Source organism: Polyangium sp. y55x31 (assembly GCF_029946505.1).
Classification (GTDB): domain Bacteria; phylum Myxococcota_A; class Polyangia; order Polyangiales; family Polyangiaceae; genus Polyangium.
In genome coordinates this window covers 311,548-335,781 of sequence record NZ_JARZHG010000004.1, presented here as the reverse complement: position 1 = coordinate 335,781, position 24,234 = coordinate 311,548, and the positions used below count along the sequence as shown (strand labels likewise).

The following is a 24,234-nucleotide window of genomic DNA, read 5'->3' as shown; positions in this document are numbered from 1 at the left end:
GGCGAGATCAGTCCTCGGTCGCCCGGATGATCGCGCCCACGATGAGCGTGATGAGCCCCGCAATGCCGAGGAGCGCGCCGACGGTCATCACGAAGACGCCACCGCCGGACGCGAAGATGGCGCCGATCGCCAGGGCGAGCAGGCCGACGCCGAGGAGAATGCCGCCTACCGTGAGCACCGTATTGCTGCGTTGATGCGGGTTCGACTTGGGCGCATAAGGCCCGTCGCCGTCGTTCTTCGGATCGGTGCTCGCCACGTTCCAGCGCCGCGCGTGCATCTCCGTGCGCTCCCGGAGCTGGAAGACCGCCTCCTCGCCCATTTGCGCGACGAGCCGGCGCTCGAACTCCGCGGCCGTCGCCGGCCGCGCCGCGACCTTGTTCACCTTGGTCACGTACTCGTCGATCAGCAGCGGCGTCGATTGCCTCATGCGGGCGCATGCCTCGACGGCTATCGACCGCAGATGCAGCCGCCGCTCCATGGAAATCCCGGCCTTGGCCGCGTCTTCGTCGATCGCCTCGACGATACGCATCCCGAGCCCCGGATCCTTGCGCATCCGGAGGCCGATGTCCGCGCGTTCGGTGGGGGTCAAAGCTTCGAGCTCGCTCGTCATGCCGAGCATCGCTTCGTCCATCTCGCCCATCCCGTCCCACATGCGCGCCTGCATGCCGGGATGCGCGCGCCCCTCCTCGGGCAGATCGTTGAACGAGCCCACGAGGAGCAACGAACGGAGCGTCTTGCGGACGAGCTCGTCCTGCTTCTGATACTTCGAATCCGTAGCATCGAGCTTCGGAAACATCGACGTGATGGGGCTACTGTTGCCGTTCTTCAGCGAAGCGAGGCCCCCATCGAGGCGCGCGAGGAACCGATCCATTTCCTCGGGGCTCATCACCGCGATCGGCGACGCCGCCGTGCCGGTCGTGCCCACGCAACCCACGGTGCCCGCGGCCGCGGTCCCCGCCCCGCCGATCAAGCCCACCTTCAGGAAATCACGTCGCTCCATGGCCCACCCCGAACGTTGGAGAAGGAAGTTCCTTTCGTGAGGATGCCCAACTGGTTGGAGGCGTCAAGCCGCGCCCGGTGACGCACCGAGCCACGCCTCCGCGAGCGTGAGCGTGCGGGCATTGTCCGGAACGGCGCGCAGAAAGCGCATGCGGCGCGCAGGGTCGCCAATCTTCTCGGCCCGGCCGAGGAGATGCGCGCGCGCGGCCGAGAGCGCTTCTTTCGCGCGCTCGTGATGTCCGTTCGCGTGCAGCGCCTCGGCATACACGAGCCGCACGAGAGGCTCGTCCGAGAGGAGCGCGCCGACCTGCTCGAGGAGCTGCATCGCTTCCTCCGCGGCCGAGAGCGCCTCCGCAGGACGTCCACACGCGAGCAGCACGCGCGCCAGCGTCGCGAGGTACGAGCAGCGCCGATTCGGCGGCGCGTCCACGAGCGCCACGGCCTCGATCGCGGCGCGCTCGGCGGCCTCGCTGTCGCCCTGCCGCACGAGCACGAGCGCGAGGAACTGCCGCACGTCGTGCGCCGAGAGCACGAGACCCGCGTTCGTGAGCGTCTCCAGGATGTCTTCGAGCAGCGCGCGCGCCTCGGCGAGCGCCCCGCGCGCCGCGAGCGCCTCGGCGAGCCCGTGGCGCGCACTCGCCGCGAGCATCGGCAAGCACTGCGCCTCGGCGCGCGCGACGAGCGTGGCGAGCTCCGCCTCGGCGCCGGCATGATCGCCGAGGTCGCAGAGCACGAGCGCCGCGTAGATGCGCATCGAGATGCCGAACCTGTCGACCTCGGCCTGCTCGAAGCACCGCGCCGCTTCGAGGAAAAACTCGTACGACGGTTCGAGGTCGCCTTCGACGAGCGCGCGCGTGGCCGAGACGGCCGCCCACTCGGCCCGCACGATCGGCCCGCCCCGCGCGGATTCGGGCGCCTGAAGGAACCGCTCGGTGAGCGTCTCGGCCGCGCTTCGCTGCCCCGAGCGCAGGAGCATGCGCGCGATCCAGCCCATCGCCGCGAGCCTGCGCGTGAACGGCGATGCTTCGCGATCGGCGCGTTCGAGCATCGACTCCGCGATCCCGAGGAGCTGCCTTCGCTCGCCGCGCGAGCTCTCGGCCCACGCCGCCGCGCTCGCCGCGCCGAACCAGAGCGGGCTGTCCGGCGAGAGGAGCTGCATCGCCTCGCGTGCCCGCCGCGCCGCCTCCGCGAGCTCGCCGCGATAAAAATGCGCCTCGGCCTGCGCTTGCCGTACCTCGCCGAGCAGGCCGCCGTCCGCGCCGCATGCCTCGGCGCGCTCGGTCCGTTCGAGCACAGCCTCGAAGTCGTTCGCGCTGAGGGCCTGCGTCGCGGCGCGCACGAACCACACCGCGGCCTTCTCGCGCTCCTCGCCGTGCTCGCAGTGCTGGGCGAGGACCATCGCGTCGCGCTCGCCCGCCACTTCGAGCCACTCCGCGGCGAGCCTGTGGCCGAGCGCGCGGTCGACCTCGGTCAGCGCCGCATACGCGACGTCGCGCAGGAGATCGTGCCGGAACGCGAGCTCCTCCTCGCCGGGAAAACGGCTCTCGCGACGACGCATGAGGAGCTCGCGATGGACGAGCGTCTCGATCCACCGGCCCACGTCGACCACGCTGCTCTCGCCGCCGAGAAGCGCGCGCACGCCGCCGCTCCAGAACGTCTCGCCGAAGACGCTGCCCGCGCGGAGCAGCCAGCGCGCCTCGCTCGGCAGCGCTTCGAGGCGCGCTTGCAGCATCGCGAGCACCGTCTTCGGCAGCGCGGTCTCCTGGCCCTCGGCGACCGCGCGCAAGAGCTCCTCCAGGTAAAACGGATTCCCCGCGGCCTGCGCCACGACGCGCGCGAGCAAGGACGGCGGCGCGTCGTCGCCGAGCACGTGCCGCGCGAGCCGCTCGCTCGCGCGCCGCGACAGCTCGCCGAGCCGGATCTCTTGCATGCCGCGATCCGCCCAGAGCCCCGGGAACCTCTCGTGCACGTCGGGCCGCGCGAGCGCGAGCACGAACAGCGAGCGCTCGCGCGCGAGCCGGAGCGCTGCATCGAGGAGCTGCACGCTCGGCGCGTCGGCCCAGTGCAGATCCTCGAGCACCAGCACCACGGGCCGCGCCGCGCTCGCCGCGCTCACGAAGTCCTCGAAGCCGCGGCGGAGCTGATCACCCATCAGCACGGGATCTTTCCGTGCGGCCCGCAGGAACGTGCTCGCCTCCTCGGCGGCCCACGGCGCGCCCACGAGCTCGCCGTAAAGCTCCATCACGCGCCCTGCGTCCGCGCCGAGGTGCCGCGTCACCGCGCTGCGGATCTTCTCCCGTCGCACCTCGATCGGGTCTTCCTCGTGGAGCGAAGAAGCCCGCCGCAAGAGCTCGGCGGCCATGCCGAAGGGCGCGCCCGTGCGCGTCGGATCTCCCTGCGCAAGCCAGATCTCGGGGCGCGGCTCGGCCGCGGCGAGCTTCTGCAAGAGCTCGTGCCGGATGCGCGACTTGCCGATGCCGGCCACGCCCGTCACGAGCACCGCGCGCGCCGCGGGCTCGCTCGCGCACTCGTCGTAGAGCGCGAGCAGCGTCGAGAGCTCACGCTCGCGGCCCACGCACGGCGTCACGCGACCGAGCAAGAGCCGCGATCCCTCCTGCGCTTGCGCCTCGCCGAGGAGCGACCGCATCTCTTCGTTCCCCTCGATCACGAAGCGCGCTTCGAGCAGCTCCGCCGTCAGCTCGTCGAGGCGCACCGCCTGACGCGCGCGGCTCTCGGCACTTTCGCTCTTCGCCGTGCGCCGCTCCTCCTCGCGCAGGAGCTTGGCCGCGCGATCGATGCCCTCCCCGACGGGCAGCGCATGCGACAGCACCCCTCGTCCCGTCACGAGCACCATGGGCGCATCCGGCACCACCGCCCGCAGCGCGAGCGCGCACCGCGCCGCTTGCGCCGCTTGATCCGTCGCCATGCCCGCGCCCGAAAGCACGAGCGCCGCCGACCCGTCCGCCAGCGCCTCCACGCGCGCCCCGTACGACCGAGCCACTGCGCGCAGCGCCGCGAGAGGCGCGGTGCCGGCCGAATCCAAGGTCCCACCGAGTGGATCGACGGGCAGGCCCTCCTTCGGCGCGGACAGCAGGATCACGCTCACGAGGCGCTGCTCTCCGCTGCCGAGCGCGCCCTTCGATCGCAGCGTATGCGGCGGCTCGCTCGTGATCTCGTCATTCGCCACGCGCGCGAGCGCGCCCATCACCGCGTCGCCGTCGGCGAGCCGCTCTTCCGGCTGCTTTGCGACCATCCGCGCGATGAGCATGTCGAGCGCGGGCGGCACACCGGGCCGGAGCGCCGACACCTTCGGAACGTCCTCGAAGAGCACCTTCGCCAGCACGGCCACCACGTGCTGCCCCGTGAATGCGGGCTTGCCCGCGAGGCACTCGAACAGCACGCATCCGAGGGCGAACACGTCGGCCCGCGCGTTCACCGCGCGATCGCCGCGGGCTTGCTCGGGCGCCACGTAGCCCGGCGTCCCCATGAACACGCCCGTCTTCGTGACGACGTTCGGGTCCGACGCGCGCCGTGCGATCCCGAAGTCGAGCAGCATCGCGCGCCGCACGTCGCCGTCACGCAGGAAGATGTTGCTCGGCTTGATGTCGCGATGGACGATCCCGTGCCGGTGCGCGATCGCGAGCGCGCCTGCGATGCGCTCGGCGAGAGCCATCGTCTCCTCGACGCTGAGCCGCTCCCGCGCGATGCGCGCGTCGAGCCCCTCGCCCGAGAGCCACTCCATCGCGAGGTAGGGCTCGCCCGAGTCGAGCTCGCCGTAGCCGAGGTATCGAACGATGGCCGGGTGCGAGAGCGTGGCGAGCACGCGCGCCTCGCGATCGAACCGCGCGCGCTCCTCGACGCTCGCGCCGTTCATGATCTTGATCGCGACCTTGTCGCCGGTCTCGCGGTCGCGGGCCTCGAAGACGGCGCCCATGCCGCCTTGGCCTGCGAGACGCACGAGCTCGAAGCGCTCGCCAACCGACACTCCTACCCGCATCTCCAGCATTATCGCACGTCAGGCGTGGTCTTCGAGAAGGCAGTTCGGCTGCGTGGCTTCTTTCCCGGTCTGTCGCAACCGGCTATCTTGCGCGCCCCTTTTCCCCATGTCCATCCCTCTCGGAGAGCTCGCGGCCCTCGGCACGGCCCTTTGCTGGACCGCGAGCTCGCTCGCGTTCGCGGCCGCTGGACGCCGCATGGGCTCCTTGTCGCTCAACCTCGTCCGCCTCGTCCTCGCGTTCGTTTTTCTCGGCGTGTACAATTTCGGTCGTCGTGGCCTGCCATTGCCGCTCGACGCCTCCGCCGAGGCGTGGGGCTGGCTCTTCGTGAGTGGCCTCGTCGGATTCGTCTTCGGCGACATGTGCCTCTTTCGAGCATTCGTGCTCATCGGCCCGCGCGTCTCGATGCTCGTCATGTCGCTCGCGCCCCCGATCGCGGCCGTCCTCGGGTGGATCGTCCTCGGCGAGCGGATCGGGACCCTCGGTATCGTGGGAATGGCCGTGACGCTCGTGGGCGTCGCGGCCGTCGTGCTCGAACGAACGGGCAATACGAACCCTGCGGACGCCGGACCAAAAGGCGAATCCGGCAAGGGCGTCTTGCTCGCATTCGGCGGCGCCGCCGGCCAGGCCGTCGGGCTCGTGCTGAGCAAGATCGGCATGAAGACCTACGACCCGTTTGCCGCGACGCAGATTCGCATCATCGCGGGCATCGTGGGTTTCTCCTTCCTGTTCACGTTCATCCAATGGTGGGGGCGAACGGCGGTCGCGGTCCGCGACCGCGCGGCGCTCGGATTCGCCGCACTCGGCGCGATTGCGGGTCCGTTCGTGGGCGTCTCGCTGTCGCTCCTCGCCATTCAGCATACGGAGACGGGTGTCGCGGCCACGATCATGGCGACGACCCCCGTCCTCCTCATTCCGGCCGTCATTCTGCTCCACAAGGAGCACGTGAGCCTGCGCGCCGCCCTCGGCGCGCTCGTCGCCGTCGGCGGCGTCGCGCTGCTCTGGATCCGGTAAGGGAATGCGGTCACCGCTCCCGGTAAGGGAATGCGGTCACAGGCTCCGGTAACGAAATGCGGTAAGGGCTCCCGGTAAGCCAATGCGGTAAACCGATTGCGCATGGTTTCACCGTTTTCCATAGCGAAATTCGTGCTGCCCCCGGCGACACGGCGACGGACCTTTGTTATGGTCTTGTCGTCGCTTTGCGAAAACGAATGGGAGGTCCTTCCAGATGAACTTCCGCAAGCTTTCTTGGCTCCATGGCGCCGCGTTTTCCCTCGCTTTCGCTGCCGTCGGCTGCGGGCCCACGCCCGAAAAGCTCGGCGATGCGTGCGAGACCGACGGCGACCCGTGCCCCTCGGGCTCGGTCTGCGCCCCCGGCGGCGAGGATCACATCTGTCAGATTGCGCCGGGCGGCGCCTGCACGCCGGGCGGCACCGATTATTGCCAGGGCCCCACCGTCTGCGGCCCCGATAACACCTGCTCGATCCCGCTCGGCGAGGCCTGCGAGTCGGCCACCCCCGATCACTGCATCGCCGACGCCGTGTGCACCGACGCGAAGATTTGCGAGATCCCCGTGGGCGGCGCCTGCGACCCGGCCGGCCCGGACCACTGCCAGGGCGACAACGTCTGCGGCCAGAACCTCGACGGCACGGGCACGTGCGGCATCGCCGAGGGCGGCGCCTGCGATCCGGCGAATAACCAGTGCGCCGGCGGCCTGACGTGCGCCGAGCTCACGGCGGGCGGCAATGCGTGTTATCCGCCCGTCCTCATCAAGGGCATGGTGTTCGACTCCCAGACGAAGGGCCCCGTCGCCGAGGCGCAGGTGATGGCCCTCGACGATCAGGGCGCCTCCGTGAGCGACGTCGCGATCACCGACGACAAGGGCAATTACCTCCTCGCGGTCCCCGTCCCGCGCCAGGACGACGGCGTGCCGGCCCCCGACGTTGCCTTCACGCTCCGCGCGAGCGCCACCGATTACCAGACCTTCCCCGGCGGCCTGCGCACCGCGCTGCCCATCCTGTCGAGCGAGGCGAAATCGGACGTCGACGGCTGGAACATCAAGTCGACCCTCACCGACATCGCGCTCATCGGTGTGCCCGCGGATCAGAAGGGTTTGCCCTCGATTTCCGGCAAGGTCGCCGCCGACGACATGTCGGCCGGCGTGCTCGTCGTCGCCGAGGACACGATGAACCACGGCTTCTCCGCGATCACCGACAAGAGCGGCGCCTACACGATCTTCAACGTCCCGGCCGGCGCCTACACGGTGCGCGGATATGCCGCGGGTTTGCAGCTCACGCCTGCCACGGCCGACGTGGCCATGACGAACCTCACCGGCATCGACCTCGCGCGCTCGAACGACGGCCTCGGCGTCGTGTCCGGCAACCTCAACATCGTCAATGCTCCGGGCGGCTCCGCCACGAGCGTCGTCCTCGTCGTCGCCTCCACGTTCAGCGACACGTTCGTCCGCGGCGAGGTCCCGCGCGGCCTGCGCACGCCGCTCACGGGCCCGCCCAGCGTCACCGCGGCCTTCAGCATCAAGGACGTGCCCGCGGGCCGTTACAAGGTCCTCGCGGCGTTCGAGAACGACAAACTCGTCCGCGACCCCGACCCGAACATCGCCGGCACGCAGATCGTCGAGGTCGACATGCCGAGTCCCGGCGTCGACATGCCGCTCTCGGATTCGTTCAAGATCACCGAGGCCCTCAGCGTCGTGAGCCCCGGCGCCGACAAGGCCGAGGCCGTCACGACCGCGCCCATGCTCACCTGGGCCGACGACAGCAGCGAAGACTTCTATACCGTCGTCGTCTACAATGCCTACGGCGAGCTCGTCTGGTGCCTCTCCGACCAGATGATGGGCTGCGCTGGGTCGAGCATTCCCGGCGTGAGCGGCCAGCCGAACGTCTCCGTGCCTTACGGCGGCCCGCTCGAGCCCGGCATGTATTACCAGTTCCGGGCCACCTCGTGGCGCGCCTCCGGCGGCATGCCCGGCCCCATCTCGAATACCGAAGATCTCCGCGGCGTGTTCTACGTCGACGTCATGCCCTGAGCCGCGGTCTGTCTTGTAAAACGTGCCGAGCTAAACGCCCGGGCCGAGCCAGGCCCGGGCGAGCTCCAGCGTCCGCGCATTCTCGGGCACGTCTTCGAGGAAGCTCCGCCGATACGCGGGGTCCAGCGTCCGATCCGCCATCCGAAGGAGCCTGTCGCGTGCCGCCGCGAGCGCCCCGCGCGCCTCGTCCCGCGCGCCCGCCGCGTCGAGGCATTCGGCGAGCACGAGCCGCAAAAACCCACCACGATATCCGAATCCGTGCACGGCCTCGTACCGCGCATGGGACTCCCGCGCCGCCGCGAGCGCCTCGTCGACGCGCCCCTCCGAGAGCCGTGCCCGCGCGAGCACCGCGCCCGCCGCGGCCCGATCGAGCGGCAGCACCCCGCCGAGCTCCATCGCCGCCTGCGCGTGCCGCGCCGCCTCCTCGTGATTGCCCGCGCGCCGCGCCACCTCGCCGAGCGCCCATCGCCCGCGCGCCTCGTCCGCCTCGTTGCCGTTCATCTTCGCGCCCGCGAAGAGCCGCATCGCCTCGTCGCGCGCCTCGTCGAGCCGGCCCGCGTCCGAGAGCGCGAGCACCCGGAAGAGCGCGCGGAGCGAGGCCACGATCGCATACTCCTCGTCGAGCCGCGCCTCCTGCCGGAGCGTCTCGGCCGCGCGCGCATTCGCGCCGAGCAGCCACTCGTTCATCCCGACGAACACCCGCGCGAGCACCACGCCTCGCCGCGATCCGGCCTCGTTGAAGGCCTGCAGGGCCGCGCGCGACCGTGACAAACTCTCCCAGGGGTCTTCCTTGATCCACGCCTCCCAGCGCGGATAGGAGAGGTGCCAGAACGCCCGGGCCATCGGGTCGCGGTCGGCCACGGGCTCGACGAGCGCGCCGAGCCTGCGTTGAATGGGCTCGACGATATCGATCCGCCCCTCCGTCAGGAGCAAAACCGTCGCCATGGCGAGCGCGAGCGAGACGGTGCCGAGGACCTCGGGCGCGGGCTCGATCGTGGCAATCGCGTCGAGGATCGCGATCGCCTCGTCGACGTGCTTCATGCGGAGGGCGTACGTGAATTGCGCGAGCGCTCCGCGCACCCAGGGCGCGCTGCCGGGCGGGGCCCTGCGCGTGAGCCGCGCGCCGTGCGTCGCCGCCTCTTCGAGGTGGTTTTGCCACATGCGCGCCTCGGACACGATTCCGAGCAGCCCGACTTCGGTCTCGGGGTCGGGGCCGAGGGCGAGGGCGCGTTCGGCGCGACGAACGGCGTCCTCGTCGTCGCTTGCGCGATGCGCCTGCTCGGCCGCGCGAAGGAGGTGGCGCACGGCGCGGCTCGGCTTCTGGCCACGCTCGAAATGGGTCGCGAGCACGAGCGGGTCGGTCTCGCCGTGGGATTCGAGCCACGCGCCCGCGAGCCTGTGCCCGAGCTCGCGGTCCTCCTCGGTCAGCATCGTATATGCGCCCTCGCGCACGAGCGCGTGCCGGAACGCGAATTCTTCCTCCCCGGGGAGGCGGCTCTCTCCGCGGAACGACAATAGCTCTCGCTCTTCGAGCGCCACGAGCCGCTCGCGCACGGCATTTTTGCTGACGGCTTCGCCGAGCAGCGCCCGCGCGCCGCCGGCCCAGAACACGTCCCCGAAGATGCTGGCCGCGCGGAGGAGCCGCCGATCTTCATCGTCGAGCGAGGCCAGGCGCGATTGCACCATCGCGACCACCGTCTCGGGCAGCTCCGCGTCCCGCCCCTCCGCCGCGGCGCGGATCAGTTCTTCCAGGTAAAACGCATTTCCTTGCGCGCGCTGGACGATCCGCTCGACGACCTCTTGCGGCGCGCTCTCGCCGAGCGCCCCGCGCACGAGCTTCTCGCTCGCCCGCTTGCCGAGCTCCGTGAGGCCGATCTCCTGCAATCGACGACCTTCCCAGAGCCGCGGGAATCGCTCGCGCACGTCGGGGCGCGCCGTGGCGAGGACGAAAAACGGTTTGTCGGAGAGCGTGCGCAGCGCCGCGTCCACGAGCCTGACGCTCGGCAGGTCGCCCCATTGCAGATCCTCGAGCACCAGGAGCACCGGCGCCGCGTCGCACTCGGCTCCGAGGAAATCGAGGAACGCCGCGCGGATCTGGTCGACCATGAGCTGCACGTCCGCGCGCGCGGCGCGCAGCGGCAGGTCGTCCTCGTCCGGGAACGGCGCGTCCACGATCTCGCCGAGGAACCGCGAGACGCGTTTCCCATCCGCCCCCGGAAAGCGCGCCGAGACGCGCGCGCAGAGTTTGTCACGGCGCACGTTCGGTCCATCACTGGCCACGATGCCGAGCGCCATGCAGAGCGCCTGCGACACGAGCCGGAATGCCGACCCCGCCCGGCGCGCATCTCCGCCCGAGACCCACGCGTTCGCGAGCGGCGCCTCGCGCAGCGCGATCTGCACGAACTCCTGCGCGAGCCTCGATTTGCCGAGGCCCGCGGTCGCCGTCACGAGCGCCGCCTGCGCGGCCGGCTCCTCGATGCAGTCCTCGAACAGGCCCGCGAGCGTGCGCAGCTCGCGGTCGCGGCCCACGCACGGCGTGGGATTGCCGAGCAGCGTGCGCGTGCCGAGCAGCGCCGGACGCTCGCCGTGCAGCGAGAAACCCGTGCCGTCTTTGCGCACCTCGAAGCGCGCGTCGAGCAGGCCCGCCGTGAGCTCGTCGAGCGCGATCGGGCATTCCTCGTAGCTCGCGCCGCGGTGCTCGGCGAGCGCGTGCGCGGCCCTGTCGATCGCGTCCCCGAGCGGACTCGGCCCCGCGAGCGAGCCCCATCCGACCGCGAGGGCGAACGGCCTTCCGCTGCCCATCGCCCGGAGCTCCATCGCGATGCGCGCCGCGCGCGCCGCGAGGTCCTTCGCCCCCGCGCCCGCGGTCCAGAGCGCGAGCGAGCCGTCGCGGAGGATCTCGCACGGCACGCCGCGCGCTTCGGCCTCGGCTTGCAGCAATCGATCGAGCTCCGAGGCGCGGCGCTCGCGGCTCTCGAACGATCGTCCGAAGGCCGGCGGCGGCAGCGAGTTTTTCGAGCGCCCGATGAGCAGCGCCGCGACGGGCCGGCGCTCGGTGGTCGTGAGCGAGGGCGGGCGCAGCGAGGGCGGCGCGACGGCGCGCACCGTGGCCGCGCCGCTCTCCAGAAGCTCGAGCTCTTCCACCACGGCGCGCCCGTCGCGAGGCCTGTCGGCCGGGTCTTTCGCGAGCATGCGCATCACGAGTGCTTCGAGCTCGTACGGAATTTCCGGCCGGAGCTCCACGAGCGACGGCGGCTCGGCGAAGAGCACCTTCGCGAGGATCGCGTGCAGGTGATCGCCGGGGAACGCGGGCGCGCCTGCGAGGCATTCGAAGAGGAGACACCCGAGCGCGAACACGTCCGCGCGCGCGTCGACCTCGGCCTCGCCGCGCACCTGCTCGGGCGCCATGAAGCCCGGCGTGCCGACGATGCTGTCCGTCCCCGTGATGCGCGTTCGCCGCCCGAGCTTGGCGATGCCGAAGTCGAGCAGCTTCGGCTGGTCGGGCCGGCCGTTCACGAGAAAGACGTTCTCGGGCTTGAGGTCGCGGTGGACGATGAGTTTTTCGTGGGCCGCGGCGAGCGCCTCGCCGACCTTGCGCGCGAGCGCGATGGTGTCCTCGATCGAGAGCCGACCGCGCGCGAGCGTGCGCGCGAGCTCCTCGCCGTCGAGCCATTCCATCACGAGGTAACGCGTCCCGTTCACGAGCGTGCCGTGCCCGAGGTAGCGGACGATGCCCGGGTGATCGAGCGATCCGAGCGCCTCGATCTCGCGGTCGAAGCGTGCGTCGTCCACGGGGCTCGCCTCGGTGACGAGCTTCAGCGCGACCGGCGCCATGGTTTGCCGATCCCGCGCCCGGTGCACCTCGGCCATGCCGCCGGTCCCTGCGAGGTGCAGGATCTCGTACCGCTCGGCGAAGACCGTACCTTCCCTCATCCGTAATGAATCAGTCTACCGGCAGCGCGAGGGCCTTGCAAACCCGGAAGCGCGCCTCGGCCCGCGCCGCCCGGGGCATCCCTCGGCGCGCAAATTCCGCGCGGCCGCGCAAATGCCGCGCTCAGCGCGCGGGCGGCATTTTGGCAATCTTGCGCTGGAGCGAGCGCCGGTGCATCCGCAGCCGCCGCGCGGCCTCCGAGATATTGCCGCCGCAATCGCCGAGCACCCGGTGCAGATACTCCCACTCCACGCGATCGAGCGACGGCACGTCGTCCGGCGCGCCCTCCGCGGACGGACGACCGGCGAGGGCCCGCTCGCACGCGGCCGCGTTCACGGGCTTCGTCAGGTAATCGAACGCGCCCGCGCGCATCGCCTCCACCGCATTCGCGATCGTGCCGTATCCGGTGAGCACCACGATTCGTGTCCCCTCGTCGAGGCCCCGCAGCGATCGGACGAGGTCGATCCCGCTGCCGCCCGGCATTCGCACGTCGACGAGCGCATATTCGAAGACCTGCCGCTCGGCGAGCGCGAGCGCCGCCGCGGGCCCCTCGGCGAGCGACACCGAAAAACCCCGACGTTCGAGGGCCTCCCCGAGCGCGGCCCGGAACGCGGCGTCGTCGTCCACCACGAGCAGCGTGGGTTTTCCCTCGGCCGCCGTCACGCCCGCGCCTCCACGAGCCGGATCGTCACGCGTGTCCCTCGCGGCTCCCGCGGCCCGATATCGAGCGTCCCTCCGGCGATCTCCACCACGCGCCGCACGAGCCAGAGCCCGAGGCCCATTCCCTCGCCGGGCTCCTTCGTCGTCAAGAACGGCTCGCCGAGCCGCTCGCAAAGGTCCGCCGGCACGCCCGTGCCCTCGTCCTCCACCGCCACGAGGATGCGCTCGCCCTCGCGTCGAACGTGCACGCCGATCGGCGCCGTCACCGATCCGGCCCGGCACGCGAAGAGCGCATTGTCGAGCAAAGCCCCGAGCGCGCCCTCCACCTCGGCCGGGGACAAACCCACGCGCGCGCCGGAATCACACGACATGGAGATCGTGACATGCGCGTCGGGGTGCGCCGCGCGCCAGGCCGCGACCGCGCGTGTCGCGGCGTCCGTGATGCTCGCGTGCTCGCCCTCGGCGCTGCGCGTGCTGCCTGCGGACAGACGCGTGATCACCTGCCTGCATCGCTCGACCTGCGCGCCGATCGCCGCGCCGTGCCGCTTCGCCGCCTCGGGCTCGCAGCCGCCTTCGATCTCGTACGCGAGCACGGCGATCGTCCCGAGCGGCGTGTTGAGCTCGTGCGCGGTGCCGGCCGCGAGCGTCGCGAGCGCGCGGAACCTCGCGTTCGCCTCGGCCTCGCGGCGCAGGCGCGCGATCTCGCGGCCCCGCGCGGCGAGCGCGCCGCGCACGTGCGTGACGAACGTGGCGATGATCCCCGCCGAGATCGCGAAGGCGAACCACATCCCGTAGAGGTGCGTCGAGAAGGCGCCGTTCTCCGGGTGGCTCGGACAGCAGGCCCCGGACGGCACGCTGAAGAGCGCGAGGAAGAGGCACGCGGCGAAGCCCGAGAGCGCGAGCGTCGTCCCGAGCGGCAAGACCGCGGCCGCGAGCGCGATGTGGATCAAGAACAGCGCGCTCCACGGGTTCGCCGCGCCGCCCGAGGACGCGAGGACCACGAAGATCCCGACGAGGTCGAGCGCGAGCCCGGCCGCGAGCGCGCGCGGCGACGGCGGCGGGCGGCCCCGCCGCGCACGGGAAGCGACGAGCGCATTCGCCGCGGCGACGAGCAGCGTCGCAGGCACGGCGATCTCGTAGCGGACGTGAAAGCCGAGGACGTGCTCGCTGAAGGGCAGCGTCGCGAGCAAGAGCACGGAGACCGCGATCCGCAGGCCGGACAGACCTCGCTCGACGATCCCGATCGCGTCGTCTTCCTCGTGGGCCGCGGGCAGGCCGAGGGGGGCGCCTGACATGGGCGCGAGCGTAGCAACCGGAGAGCGCGCCGGGGTGCGTCGGATCGTCGCACCGCGCTGCTCGGACGTCATGCGACAACGTGTCTCATGGATCTTCCGCGCGCGCGGCTCCATGGATGCACCCGTGCTCGGTGCCCGCAAGACGTTCGCCTCGGCCGTGTTCGGCTGCGTGCTTTTCTTCGCTTCCCGTGAGGCCTCGGCATCTGCTTGTTGCGGCAGCGGTCACGGCCTCGGCCAGAGGCTCGGCCCGCTCGAACGGGCGGCGGTCGGGCTCTCGTTTCGCTTCTCCGATCGGTTCGGCTCGCACGGACACGCGGGCGGCTTCACGCTCGCGCCGCCTGGCACCCTCGACGCCGAGGGCCGCGCCGAGCTCGGCGTTCTGTTCGCGCCGGTGCCGCGCCTGCAGCTCGGCCTCGTCGCGCCGGTGCTCCTCAACGTCCGCGGATCGCGCGACGACACGTTTGTCGGAGGCGGCTTCGGCGACCTCGCATTCTCGGCGCGCTTCGACATCGTCCCGCTCACCACGACGAGCGCCTGGCCCGCGATCGCCCTCACGGCCGGCGTCGGCCTGCCGACGGGCCGATCCGCGGCGGATGCAAAGGACCCGCTCGCCACGGACGCGACGGGCCTCGGCGCCGCCGAAATTCGTCCGGGCGTGTTCGTCGAGAAAAACTGGTCGGGTGAAGCCACGGCGATCTTCAGCGCGTCGATCGGCTTTCGCACGCCGATGACGGGCGCGCGCGGCGAGCGGATCGAGCTTGGCCCGCGGGCGCGGTTCGTCGCGGCGGCGGGGCCCGTGTTCGCCTCGGGGTGGTCGCTCTCGGCGGGGCTCGTGCACGAGCGCGAATCCGCGCCTTCCATCGGCGGTGTGACCAGCCCCGACGCGGATCGGCGGCGCACGGCGGCGCTCTTGTTTGCGGGCTACGACTTTTCCGAGCGCTTCACCGCGCTCGCCTCGCTCGAGGTGGACCTGCCGGTCCCCTCGATCGGCAAGAACGAACCATCCGCCGTGGCGTTCGCCATCGGCCTACGGAGAGCATTTCCGCGTTATGAATGAGACGAACCGCATCTCCCGCGCCCGTTTTTCGAGGATGCTCCTCTGCGCGATCGCCTTCTCGTCGCTCGCCGCGTGCGGCGGCGCGGAGCAGGCCTCGGGGAGCCCGGACCAGGAGTCGATCGGCCTGCGCGGCGCGCTCGAATTCAAGCTCGTCCCCGAGGCGCCCATCATGCAGGGCGAAAACGATCTGCGTTTGACCCTGCACGACGCCGCGACCGGCGCGGTGATCGAGGGGGCCTCGATCGAAGTGACCGCGATCATGCCGGCGATGGGGCACGAGGCGACGGACGCGCCTGCGATCGAGGAGGCGGGCGGCGGCGCCTACGCCGTGCGAGGGCTCGCGCTCTCCATGCCGGGCCGCTGGGACGTCCACGTGAGGGTCGAGCACCAGGGCACGACCGACGAGGTCCATTTCTATTACGACGTGCCCTGAGCGCCCCGACAATCCTCCAGCACCTTGCGCAGCGCCTCGGCGAACGCCGCCTTCGATTGCTCGTACAGATAAAAATGGCCGCCCTCGAAGATGCGCGAGGTGAAGGCCGCGCTCGTGTGCTCGGACCAGGCCTCGATTTGCTCGGGGCGCGTCGAAAGATCCTGTCGCGCGCCGAACGCCGTGATCGGGAGCGCGAGCGGCGCTTCGGGCGCGAAGGCGTTCGTCTCGTAGATCCGAAGATCGGCGCGGAGCGGCGGCAGGAACAGATCCATGAGCTCGTCGTTCGTCAGGACGGCTTCGGGCGTGCCTCCATAACGACGAAGCTCGTCGATGAGGTGCGGCCTCGGCAGATCGTGCAGGGGAATGCGCCCGAGCGGCAGGTGCGGCGCGCGGCTGCTGGAGACGACGAGGGCCCGGGGCGCCGCGGCACCTCGCGCGCGGAGCGCCCGCGCCATCGCGAATGCGACGTGCCCGCCGAAGCTATGCCCGAAGAACACGAACGGGCGGTCGAGCTTCGGCGCGAGGACGGGGACGAGCGCTTCGGTGAGCGGGGGCATCGACCGGTAAGGTGTCGCCGAGAAGAGCGATTCGCGGCCGGGGAGCTGCAAGGCGTGAAGCTCGACCCAGGGCGGCAAATTTGCGGCGAGCGCGCGGTAAGGGAATGCGCCGCTCCCCGCGTGCGGGAAGACGAAGAGGCGAAGCTCGGTCGCCTCTTTGGCGGGAACGGTGACGAGGACAGGGGGCGGAGGCGGGGTCTCGGCCATGGGAGCGTGCGCCTTAGGCATCACGAAGGCCCGCCGAGGTCAAGCCCGCCGTGTTGACGGCCCGCGCGCATGTCCGTAGCCTCACCGGGCATGGGAAAACCCTCCGAGGCGCTCGCGAACGATCCCGTCCTCGCAGAGCTCGTGAACGAATTGGTCACGCGGCACGGCTGCCACACGGTCGTTCTTTATGGCTCGCGCGCGCTCGGGGCGGCGGCGCCGGAGAGCGATTGGGACATGCTCGGGATCCGCGCGGAGGGCGAGGCGACGCGGGATGCGCGGCTCGTGGACGGGGTTTTTCTCGACGCATTCATCGTGCCCGAAAAGGACGTCGCCTTCGCGGGGGCGAATTTCCTGCACGTGCGCGGGGGCGTGGCCGTGCTCGATCCGCGGGGGCTCGGCGCGCGCCTCGTCGCGGACGCCGCAGCCGCGCTCGCTCGGCCGCCAAGAGGTTTGCCCGAGGCGGAGATCCAGGCGCGGCGGGTGTGGTGCGAGAAGATGCTCGGGCGCATCCGGCGCGGCGGGCCCACGGACGTGGAGGCGCATTATCGGCGCGCGTGGCTGCTCTTCGATTTGCTGGAGCTCTATTTCGTGCTTCGACACCGCCATTTCCTCGGCCCCAAGGAGAGCTTCCGCTGGCTCTCCGCCGAGGACCCGGCGGCGCACGCGGCGTTTTCGGCCGCGCTCGCCCCTGGCGCGCCCGTCGAGGCCATCGAGGCGCTCGTTCTGCGCGTGCTCTCCGGCTGACCTCGTTCCCTCGTTCTACGACCGGAACGAGGCGACGCGCGGTTGTCCGGGCGGACCCCTTCGTCTCGCGCGGCGAGGCGCACGGCGCGCGTGTCGAAAAGGTGCGCTCGACTTGCGCGCGCCCGTTCGGGCCATGGAGGGGACCGTCGCGAGCGGGGGGCGCGCGGGCGGGGCGATATCGGGCGGGTAGGTCCTACACGGTGGGGTCGCGGCGCCCGCGGGTACGCAGCTTGTAAAGCCGCGCCGTCGTGGATCGCCTGGAGAAACAGGCGACGCGGGGCGCAATTCGCCTCGATGAAATGCCTCCCGAAGCGGGAGAGAGGACGAAACGATGACGAGCGCGAAGTGGTTCGGCCACGGTCGTGGCACGGCGATGATCGTTCTGGCGTGGGCGGGGGCGCAAAGCCTCGTGATTCCGGGCTGTTCGAGCGAGACGCCCCCGGAGGACGAGGAGAACGTGGCGGCGTCGAAGGCGGCGATCTTGCCGCAGATGCTCTTCGAGGCGCACGACGGAAACATGCAGGTCGACGGCGCCGGGCACCTCGACTGGGTCAACGCGCCGGGGCTCACGCAGAAGGCCGACGCGCCCACCGGATCGCAAGACGACGCGCTCGGCAATGGCGCGAAGGAGGATCAGCTGGCGCCAAGCAAGGTGGCCGGAGGGATCCCCAAGAACAAGAGCGACCTCCGGATGTTCCGCGTCGCGCACGAGGCCGCGGCGTGCCCGCCGCCCGACAGCGGAAAATGCGCATACCTGTATCTATCGTGGGAGCGAAACAACACGCTCGGCACGGCGAACATCGATTTCGAGCTCAACCAGTCCACGACGCTCTCGGCGAACGGCGCTACGCCCGTGCGTACGGCGGGCGATCTCCTGGTCATGTACGATTTTCAGGGCGGCTCGCCGGCGATCAGCGTGTCCAAGTGGCTCACGGCGGCGACGGGCGGCACGTGTGAATCGAACGGAGCCTCGGCGAGCGCCGGGTGCTGGGGCAAGCGGACGACGCTCGCCGCGCCGGTCGCGGAGGGGGCCATCTCGAGCGACCTCAAATTCGGCGAGGCGGCCGTGAACCTGACGAAGGCGGGCGTCGTGTCGGGGTGTTTGTCGTTCGGCAGGGCGTTCATGAAGAGCCGGTCGTCCGCCTCGTTCACCGCCGAGATCAAGGATTACATCGCGCCCATGCCCGTCGAGGTCGACATGTGCGAGCCCTGGACGATCGACGTCGAGAAGGTCGATCAGGCGGGAACTTTGCTGCCCGGCGTGCAGTTTGGCCTCTTCCGCGACGCGAACCTCAATGGCGCGCTCGATGTCGCCTCGGATACGCTCGTCGCGTCGTGCACGACGGACGCCACCGGCCATTGCTCGTTCGGCGTCGTGTCGGATCCGGACGCGAGCGGCACGTACATCGTGCGGGAGACGGGCCCGCTGCCCGGATACTCGACGGCGCCGGACCAGATCGTGAACGTGCAGATCGACGAGGTCGCCCAGCACGTGGCGCTGCATTTCGTCAACGAGAGGCTCGTGGGGCAGGTCGACATCAAGAAACGCGACGACGCGAACCATCCCTTGGAGGGAATCACGTTCACCCTCACGGGCCCCGGGGGAACGTACTCCTGCGTCACCGGGATGTCGGGCGAGTGCTCGATCTCGAACGTGCCGATCGGCGCGTACACGCTCGACGAGGTCGTCAATGCGTCGAGCGTGTATGGCCACGACGCGTCGCTCCCGAGGACCGTGACCGTGGAGCATGGGAAAACGACGGTCCAGACCGCCGTGAATCCGCGCAAATATCGGGTCGTCACCATCGTTTGTCACGAGGGAACGAACGACCTCGCCCCGTCGACGGTGACGCTCGGGGGGCAGAACTTCATGTCGCTCGGCTCCGTGCCCGCGTCGCTCCCGGGCGTGACGGCCGCGGATCTTTGTGGGCTCGCAGGGGCCCGGTTCGAGCGCCTGCCAAAGGGGACGCACGGCGGGCAGGTGGTCCTCGACTGATCAGGTCAAACCACGATGCGGCCTGCGGTGCCGCAAAAACCCGGGGCCGCGTCGAGCCTCTCCAGCGACGAGCGGGCAGACGCGCCCCGGGTCGTCCCGAGCCGGGCCCCTTGCGACTGAAGAAGGAGGCAAGCGGGCGTGTCGTGGACGATCACCGCGTGCTTGCCGAGCGCCTTCACGAATTGCACGGCCGTCTCGACCACGGTAGGCTGGGTCCGGTTCGTCACGGACACCTCGCAAAACCCGGCCAGCACCGCGGGGGCGAAGAAATGCAATCCCACGAAGTTCTCACGTACGTCGAGGCGCGTCGAGAGCGCCCGGAGCAGCGCGGTCGGGGCCGTCGTGGCCAGAATGGCGCGACCTTGCGTGGCGCGCTCGGCCTGCGCGAGCAGGGTTTGTCGCGTTTTCCAGGCGGAATCGGTCGATTCGAGGACGAGGTCGGCGCTCGCCGCGGCCCCGATGTCCCCGGACGCACGGAGGAGGTCGAGGGCGCGCTCGATGGCGTCCCGGTCGAGCCGGCCGCCGCGGCGTTTGTCGTCGAGCGAAGAGACCAATCGGCGGCGGGCCTCGGAGACGCTGCCGGGCGTGGTTCGAATCATCGTGGCGGACAGGCCGGCGAGCAGGCAGGCCTCGATGACGCCGATGCTGCCCGAGCCTCCGCCGATGACGGCCACGTCCATGATCGCGCGGGGCGTCGTATCGCCGTTCGCGTTCTCCAGCGGCTCCATGGTCCCCCTTTCGAAAAACCTCCGGAACGCCCGCGTCCGGGCGGTCGGGGTGGGAGGTCGTATGGGTCCTACATGGGTACCGTCAATACGGCAGAGTTCGTCTGGGCCAGGCGACGCCGCGGGCGCAATCGAGGCGGCATGTGCGTGCGAGGCGTAGGCGAATGAGCCGCGGCGGATCGTCTTTGCGAGGGGCGGACGCGGAGCTCCGGCGCGCGCTCGACGACGTGCGGGCGCGTTGCGACGTCGAGGCGCGCAAGGCTGCCGATCCGGTGCATTTCGTGCACCGTTATGCCCGCCGCGACGATCAGGAGATCGTCGCGATGATCGCGTCGGCGCTGGCCTTTGGCAACGTGAAGGCGCTTTGCGCGAAGATCGAGGACGCGCTCGCCCGGCTCGGCCCGCGCGTCGCGGAGATCGCCGACGATCCGGCGGCGGTGCGCGCGCGGCTCGCGGGGTTCCGGCATCGCGTGTACCGGGACGAGGACCTCGCGGGACTCGTGATTGGCGCCCGCGCGGTGCAGCGCGCCCATGGCTCGCTCGGCAAAGCGCTCACGGATAAGCTCGGGGCGACGGGCACTTTACGGGAGGCGCTCGGGGCCTGGGTCCGCGAAATTCGGGAGCGGGGCGCGCTCGGCGAAGGCGCCGGGGGGCGGCGGGGCGCGGAGCATATCTTGCCGGATCCGAGCAAAGGCAGCGCCGTGAAGCGGATCCTGCTCCTCGTGCGGTGGATGGCGCGTCCGGCGGACGGGGTGGATCTCGGGTTGTGGGACGTGCCGACGTCGCGGCTCATCATCCCCGTCGACACGCACATCCACAAGCTCTCGCAAAACCTCGGGCTCACGGCGCGCAAATCGGCCGATTTCCGGGCGGCCGAGGAGATCACGGCCGCGCTCGCGCGGCTCGACCCCGACGATCCGGTGAAATACGATTTTTCCTTGTGCCACCTCGGCATGCTCCAGACGTGCCCGTCGAAGCGGGACCCGGAGGCGTGCGAGGGATGCGGGGTCAAGCCGGTTTGCCGGCACTGGCGGCGGGACGCGAAGCCCGCGCGGCGCGAGACGCGACGTCGTTCGTAAATCGAGTCAAGCGGGTCGAATCCGGATACAATGCGTCCTTCCCCGCGTCGAAGGAGGGACTTTCCATGCTTCAATTCATTCGCCCCGCGGTCGCGACCGCGTTCATTCTTGGCACTCTCGCCGCCTGCTCGGGCGGCGGGAACGGCGACGACGGCGCCGGCGCGTCCGGCGCCTCCGGGGGCTCGGGCGGCGCGGGCGCGTCGGGCGGCTCGGGGTCGTCCTCGGGTGGTGGTGGATCGGGTGGATCCGGTGGCGGGGGCGCGCTCGGCGGGCCGTTCCGGTATGGCGTCAATTATGGATTTCCGAACCCTGGCTGGAACGATCAGGACCTCGCCTTCCTATCGCACGAGGCGGGCGCGAACAGCGCGCGCCTGAAACTTTCCGAAGGGCACCTCGACACGTGGGGCTACGACATCGAGGTCGGGGACATGCAAGGCTACACGTCGCTCGGAATGGGCGAGCACGTCGCGTTCCTCGGCGTGCCCACGGCCGAGCACTCGACGGCGCCGGGGGGCATTCCGAGCTGGGAGCTCGAGCATTACATCCCGAAAAACCTCTACGAGCCCGTCTTCAACGGGGACGGGTCGATCAACCCGAACAATTACTGGGGCGCGTACGTGTACGAGACCGTGAAGACGTACAAGCCCTGGGTGCGGGTGTGGGAGGTGTGGAACGAGCCGGACTGGGTCCCCGATTGGCAGGTCACGCAGACGTGGGAGACGGAGCCGCCGACGAAGGAGCAGCTCGTGCGGTTCGGCGGGTCGATCTACGATTACGTGCGCATGCTGCGCGTTAGCTTCGAGGCGGCGAAGAAGGCCGATCCCGAGGCACGGATCGCGCTCGGCGGGATCGGATATCCGAGCTTCCTCTCGGCCGTGCTGCGTTACACGGACAACCCCTCCGGCGGGGCTGTGACGAACGATTATCCGAAGACGGGCAGCGCGTATTTCGACGTGGTGAGCTTCCATTATTATCCGGTCTTCGGGCCGGGCGGCTCGGACGAGGGCGTCGCGGGATTCCTGAAGCTGAAGTCGGATCTCGAAACGAAGCTCACGGCCGCGGGCGTGACGGGCAAGGGCTGGATCGTCACCGAGACCGGCGCGCCGCACGTGTCCGTCGGCGGCGCCCCGGGCGGGGCCGAATACGCGCCGAATTACCTGGTCAAGGTGATGACGGCCGCGCAGACGGTGGGGATCGAGCGGATCGATTGGTTCTGCCTGTCCGATGGAAAGCCCGTCGGGGAGAGCACGAATGCGTTCGATTACATGGGGCTCTACGTGGACGTGTCGAAGCTCGGACAAACGAGCGAGGCCGTGCGCACGGAGGCCGGTCGCGCGTACCGGACGCTCGGCAAGCTCCTCGAAGGCGCGCTGTTCGACCAGGCCGGCACGACGGCGCTTGGTTTGTCGGATGCGATCGGCGGCGCGGCTTTCCGCTTGCCCGACACGCGCCGCGCGCTGGTGCTCTGGGCCCGCACGTCGGGCGGCAGCGAGTCCGCGAGCGCGTCGTATTCGCTCGCCGCGGAGGGCGCGTACGAATCGTACGGGCTCGATGACAGTCAATCCGACGCCATGGAGACGCTCAATCCCGAGGGCGGAAAGATCACGCTCACGCTCGGCGGCGCGCCGCGGATCTACGTGCAGAAGCCCTGATCAGCCGGGCCAATCGAGGCGGAATCGATCCATCGGCGAAACTCGTGTCGCGCCCTTGGCCAGGCCGAGGGCGCGCACGTCGAGGCCGGTTTCGTCCGGCGCGAGCGTCAGGAAGTGAAAATCGCGAATCGATGGGCCGTCGAAGAGGTCGCGGAACGTCTGCCGCTCTTTCGGGAGAAGCCGATGCCGCGGCCCTCCGCCGCCGCCGCAGACGACGAAATGGCGGCCCTCCCGGACAAAATGCTCGTAGGCGTGCACGTGCCCCGAGAGCATCATGAGGGTCTTTCGGGAACGTAGGAACGAAGGGACGAACGAGCGCTCGGTGAGGGCCGAAGGGCCGGTGACGGTGCCGTTCGTGAACGGCGGGTGGTGGACGAGCACGAGAATGCCCCGCACGTCCGGATCGGCATCGAGGTCGGCGAGTGTCTTGTCGTAGAAGAGCGATTGTTCGTCCCATCGTGAAGACGGGGTGAAAAATCGGTTCGAATCGAGCGCGACGATGCCGAGGGGCCCGAGGCGCGTCGTGTAGAATCGGCGGCCTTCGAGCCGGGGAAACCGCGCGAAGTAATGGCGGAGGCCCCGCGGCCCGATCGACCAGCAATCGTGGTTGCCGAGGATCGGCAAGAGCTCGATGCCCGCGGCGCGGAGCGGCTCGACCAGCCGATCGAAAAAGGCCCAGGCCCGGGACGAGGCGCCGAGGAAGACGTGATCGCCGAGCAGGAGCAAGGCGTCGGGGCGCGCCTCCGCGAGCGCTGCGATGATGCCCGTACGCTCGGCGTCGTTCTGCTCGGCGAGCAGGAAGAGGCGCTCGACCAGGGCCGTGCGTTGCAGATCGGAGACGACCGCGACGCGCCCGCCGTCGGGAAAAGGGACGACGATCGAAGGCGCGCGTGTCGAGGTGGTCATGGGCGAGGGGAGGGATCGTAGCGCGCTTCTCGCGCAGAAGACGTTGACCGGATGCCCGCGCGCTGGAACGTTCGTAGCCGGATGATCACCCCCGATGCCCCCGTCGGTGTCCCCGCCGCTCCCGCCCCGAGCCCGCCCGCGGCCCTCGTGCCGTTCGAACGCCCCGGCTTCGTCGCGGGCCTCAAGGCCGTGCTCGGCGGCTACGGCTACCTCTTCCGCACGCCGGACATCTGGCCGCTCGCGCTCGTCCCCACGGGCATCGCGCTCGTGCTCACGGTCGTGCTCGGCTTCGCCGGCGTGAAGCTCGCGCCTGCGCTCGTCGCGCTGATCCTGAAGGAGCCCGGGACGGGCGCGCTCTGGACCGTGCTCGGCGTCTTGCTGAACGTCCTCTCGATCGTGGTGATGCTCGTGGCCGCGCTCGCCACCTCGTTCGCGCTCGCGAAGCCGCTCTCCGGGCCCGCGCTCGAACGGATGGTGCGGCGCGCCGAGGCCGATCTCGGCGCGCCGACGTGGGCCGAAGTGGGCTTCTTCGCGGACATGTGGCGCGCGCTCCAGTCGTCGCTCGTGGCGCTCGTGTTCACCGCGCCGATCCTCATCGTGCTCGGCGTGCTGAGCTTCTTCTTCGCGCCGGTGAGCATCGTCGCGTTCCCGCTCCAGCTCGCGATCACGGCGCTCGCGGGGGCGTGGGACCTCTGCGACTGCCCGCTCTCGATCCGCGGCGTTCCCGTGGGCGCGCGCATCGAATTCGTGCGCCGCAACATCGGCGCCGTGATGGGCTTCGGCCTCGGGCTCGCGTTGCTCTCGTTCTTGCCGTGCGCGCTGCTCATCGTGCTGCCGGCCGGCGTCCTCGGCGCGGCGCGGCTCGTCGTCATGCTCGAACGGTACGAGGCCGCGGGGCAGCAGCCGCGCTGAGCTTCGCCGGCACCACGCTTCGTCGTTGCCACGGGCGGGG

The 24,234-nt window shown here is 70.4% G+C and carries 17 protein-coding genes; 9 read left to right on the top strand and 8 right to left on the bottom strand.

Going from position 1 to position 24,234, the window contains the following annotated elements:
* Nucleotides 1–7: 7 nt before the first annotated feature.
* Both QHF84_RS10350 and QHF84_RS10345 read right to left on the bottom strand, forming a co-directional pair.
* Nucleotides 8–1,000: a hypothetical protein gene (locus QHF84_RS10350; RefSeq protein ID WP_281313061.1), complete on the bottom strand. Its 993-nt coding sequence runs from the start codon at nucleotides 998–1,000 to the stop codon at nucleotides 8–10.
* Between the two features lie 63 nt (nucleotides 1,001–1,063).
* Nucleotides 1,064–4,984: a serine/threonine-protein kinase gene (locus QHF84_RS10345; RefSeq protein WP_281313060.1), complete on the bottom strand. Its 3,921-nt coding sequence runs from the start codon at nucleotides 4,982–4,984 to the stop codon at nucleotides 1,064–1,066.
* Nucleotides 4,985–5,102: 118 nt separating this feature from the next.
* Between QHF84_RS10345 and QHF84_RS10340 the strand changes: the two genes are divergently transcribed.
* Together QHF84_RS10340 and QHF84_RS10335 are read left to right on the top strand one after the other, a co-directional pair.
* A complete protein-coding gene (locus tag QHF84_RS10340) occupies nucleotides 5,103–6,008 on the top strand; it encodes a DMT family transporter (protein WP_281313059.1) in 906 nt (301 codons plus the stop codon).
* Between the two features lie 214 nt (nucleotides 6,009–6,222).
* Entirely contained in the window at nucleotides 6,223–8,040 is a 1,818-nt protein-coding gene (locus QHF84_RS10335; protein WP_281313058.1) for a carboxypeptidase-like regulatory domain-containing protein, read from the top strand.
* Between the two features lie 30 nt (nucleotides 8,041–8,070).
* On the opposite strand, the gene QHF84_RS10330 is transcribed toward QHF84_RS10335, so the two are convergent.
* The 3 genes from QHF84_RS10330 to QHF84_RS10320 form a co-directional block, all read right to left on the bottom strand.
* Nucleotides 8,071–11,973 carry a serine/threonine-protein kinase gene (locus QHF84_RS10330; protein ID WP_281313057.1) on the bottom strand — a complete coding sequence of 1,301 codons (3,903 nt, stop codon included), beginning with the start codon at nucleotides 11,971–11,973 and terminating at the stop codon, nucleotides 8,071–8,073.
* A gap of 121 nt (nucleotides 11,974–12,094) precedes the next feature.
* Nucleotides 12,095–12,634: a response regulator gene (locus tag QHF84_RS10325; protein ID WP_281313056.1), complete on the bottom strand. Its 540-nt coding sequence runs from the start codon at nucleotides 12,632–12,634 to the stop codon at nucleotides 12,095–12,097.
* Entirely contained in the window at nucleotides 12,631–13,926 is a 1,296-nt protein-coding gene (locus QHF84_RS10320; protein ID WP_281313055.1) for a HAMP domain-containing sensor histidine kinase, read from the bottom strand. Before QHF84_RS10320 ends, QHF84_RS10325 begins: the two co-directional genes overlap by 4 nt.
* A gap of 70 nt (nucleotides 13,927–13,996) precedes the next feature.
* On the opposite strand from QHF84_RS10320, the gene QHF84_RS10315 reads away from it, so the two are divergent.
* Together QHF84_RS10315 and QHF84_RS10310 are read left to right on the top strand one after the other, a co-directional pair.
* Nucleotides 13,997–14,983 (top strand): hypothetical protein, encoded by a 987-nt coding sequence (locus QHF84_RS10315; protein WP_281313054.1) that lies wholly within the window; start codon nucleotides 13,997–13,999, stop codon nucleotides 14,981–14,983.
* The gene (locus QHF84_RS10310) at nucleotides 14,976–15,416 is read left to right on the top strand and encodes a FixH family protein (RefSeq protein ID WP_281313053.1); all 441 of its coding nucleotides are present in this window, start codon (nucleotides 14,976–14,978) and stop codon (nucleotides 15,414–15,416) included. Before QHF84_RS10315 ends, QHF84_RS10310 begins: the two co-directional genes overlap by 8 nt.
* On the opposite strand, the gene QHF84_RS10305 is transcribed toward QHF84_RS10310, so the two are convergent.
* Complete coding sequence (locus QHF84_RS10305) at nucleotides 15,401–16,180, bottom strand: alpha/beta fold hydrolase (protein WP_281313052.1); 780 nt, start codon at nucleotides 16,178–16,180, stop codon at nucleotides 15,401–15,403. The genes QHF84_RS10310 and QHF84_RS10305 overlap by 16 nt on opposite strands.
* Nucleotides 16,181–16,270: 90 nt before the next feature.
* On the opposite strand from QHF84_RS10305, the gene QHF84_RS10300 reads away from it, so the two are divergent.
* The gene (locus QHF84_RS10300) at nucleotides 16,271–16,924 is read left to right on the top strand and encodes a nucleotidyltransferase domain-containing protein (protein WP_281313051.1); all 654 of its coding nucleotides are present in this window, start codon (nucleotides 16,271–16,273) and stop codon (nucleotides 16,922–16,924) included.
* A 331-nt stretch (nucleotides 16,925–17,255) separates the two neighbouring features.
* Entirely contained in the window at nucleotides 17,256–18,920 is a 1,665-nt protein-coding gene (locus tag QHF84_RS10295) for a SpaA isopeptide-forming pilin-related protein (protein ID WP_281313050.1), read from the top strand.
* A 5-nt stretch (nucleotides 18,921–18,925) separates the two neighbouring features.
* On the opposite strand, the gene QHF84_RS10290 is transcribed toward QHF84_RS10295, so the two are convergent.
* Nucleotides 18,926–19,648, bottom strand: a complete 723-nt coding sequence (locus QHF84_RS10290) for a 3-hydroxyacyl-CoA dehydrogenase NAD-binding domain-containing protein (RefSeq protein WP_281313049.1) — start codon at nucleotides 19,646–19,648, stop codon at nucleotides 18,926–18,928.
* Between the two features lie 161 nt (nucleotides 19,649–19,809).
* Between QHF84_RS10290 and QHF84_RS10285 the strand changes: the two genes are divergently transcribed.
* Together QHF84_RS10285 and QHF84_RS10280 are read left to right on the top strand one after the other, a co-directional pair.
* Nucleotides 19,810–20,724, top strand: coding sequence for a TIGR02757 family protein (locus QHF84_RS10285; protein ID WP_281313048.1), 915 nt, complete (start codon nucleotides 19,810–19,812; stop codon nucleotides 20,722–20,724).
* 65 nt (nucleotides 20,725–20,789) lie between these two features.
* The gene (locus tag QHF84_RS10280; protein ID WP_281313047.1) at nucleotides 20,790–22,376 is read left to right on the top strand and encodes a hypothetical protein; all 1,587 of its coding nucleotides are present in this window, start codon (nucleotides 20,790–20,792) and stop codon (nucleotides 22,374–22,376) included.
* On the opposite strand, the gene QHF84_RS10275 is transcribed toward QHF84_RS10280, so the two are convergent.
* Nucleotides 22,377–23,282 carry a metallophosphoesterase gene (locus tag QHF84_RS10275; protein WP_281313046.1) on the bottom strand — a complete coding sequence of 302 codons (906 nt, stop codon included), beginning with the start codon at nucleotides 23,280–23,282 and terminating at the stop codon, nucleotides 22,377–22,379.
* An 81-nt stretch (nucleotides 23,283–23,363) separates the two neighbouring features.
* Here QHF84_RS10275 and QHF84_RS10270 point away from each other — a divergent pair, with 81 nt between their 5' ends.
* A complete protein-coding gene (locus QHF84_RS10270; protein WP_281313045.1) occupies nucleotides 23,364–24,194 on the top strand; it encodes an EI24 domain-containing protein in 831 nt (276 codons plus the stop codon).
* Nucleotides 24,195–24,234 lie beyond the last annotated feature (40 nt).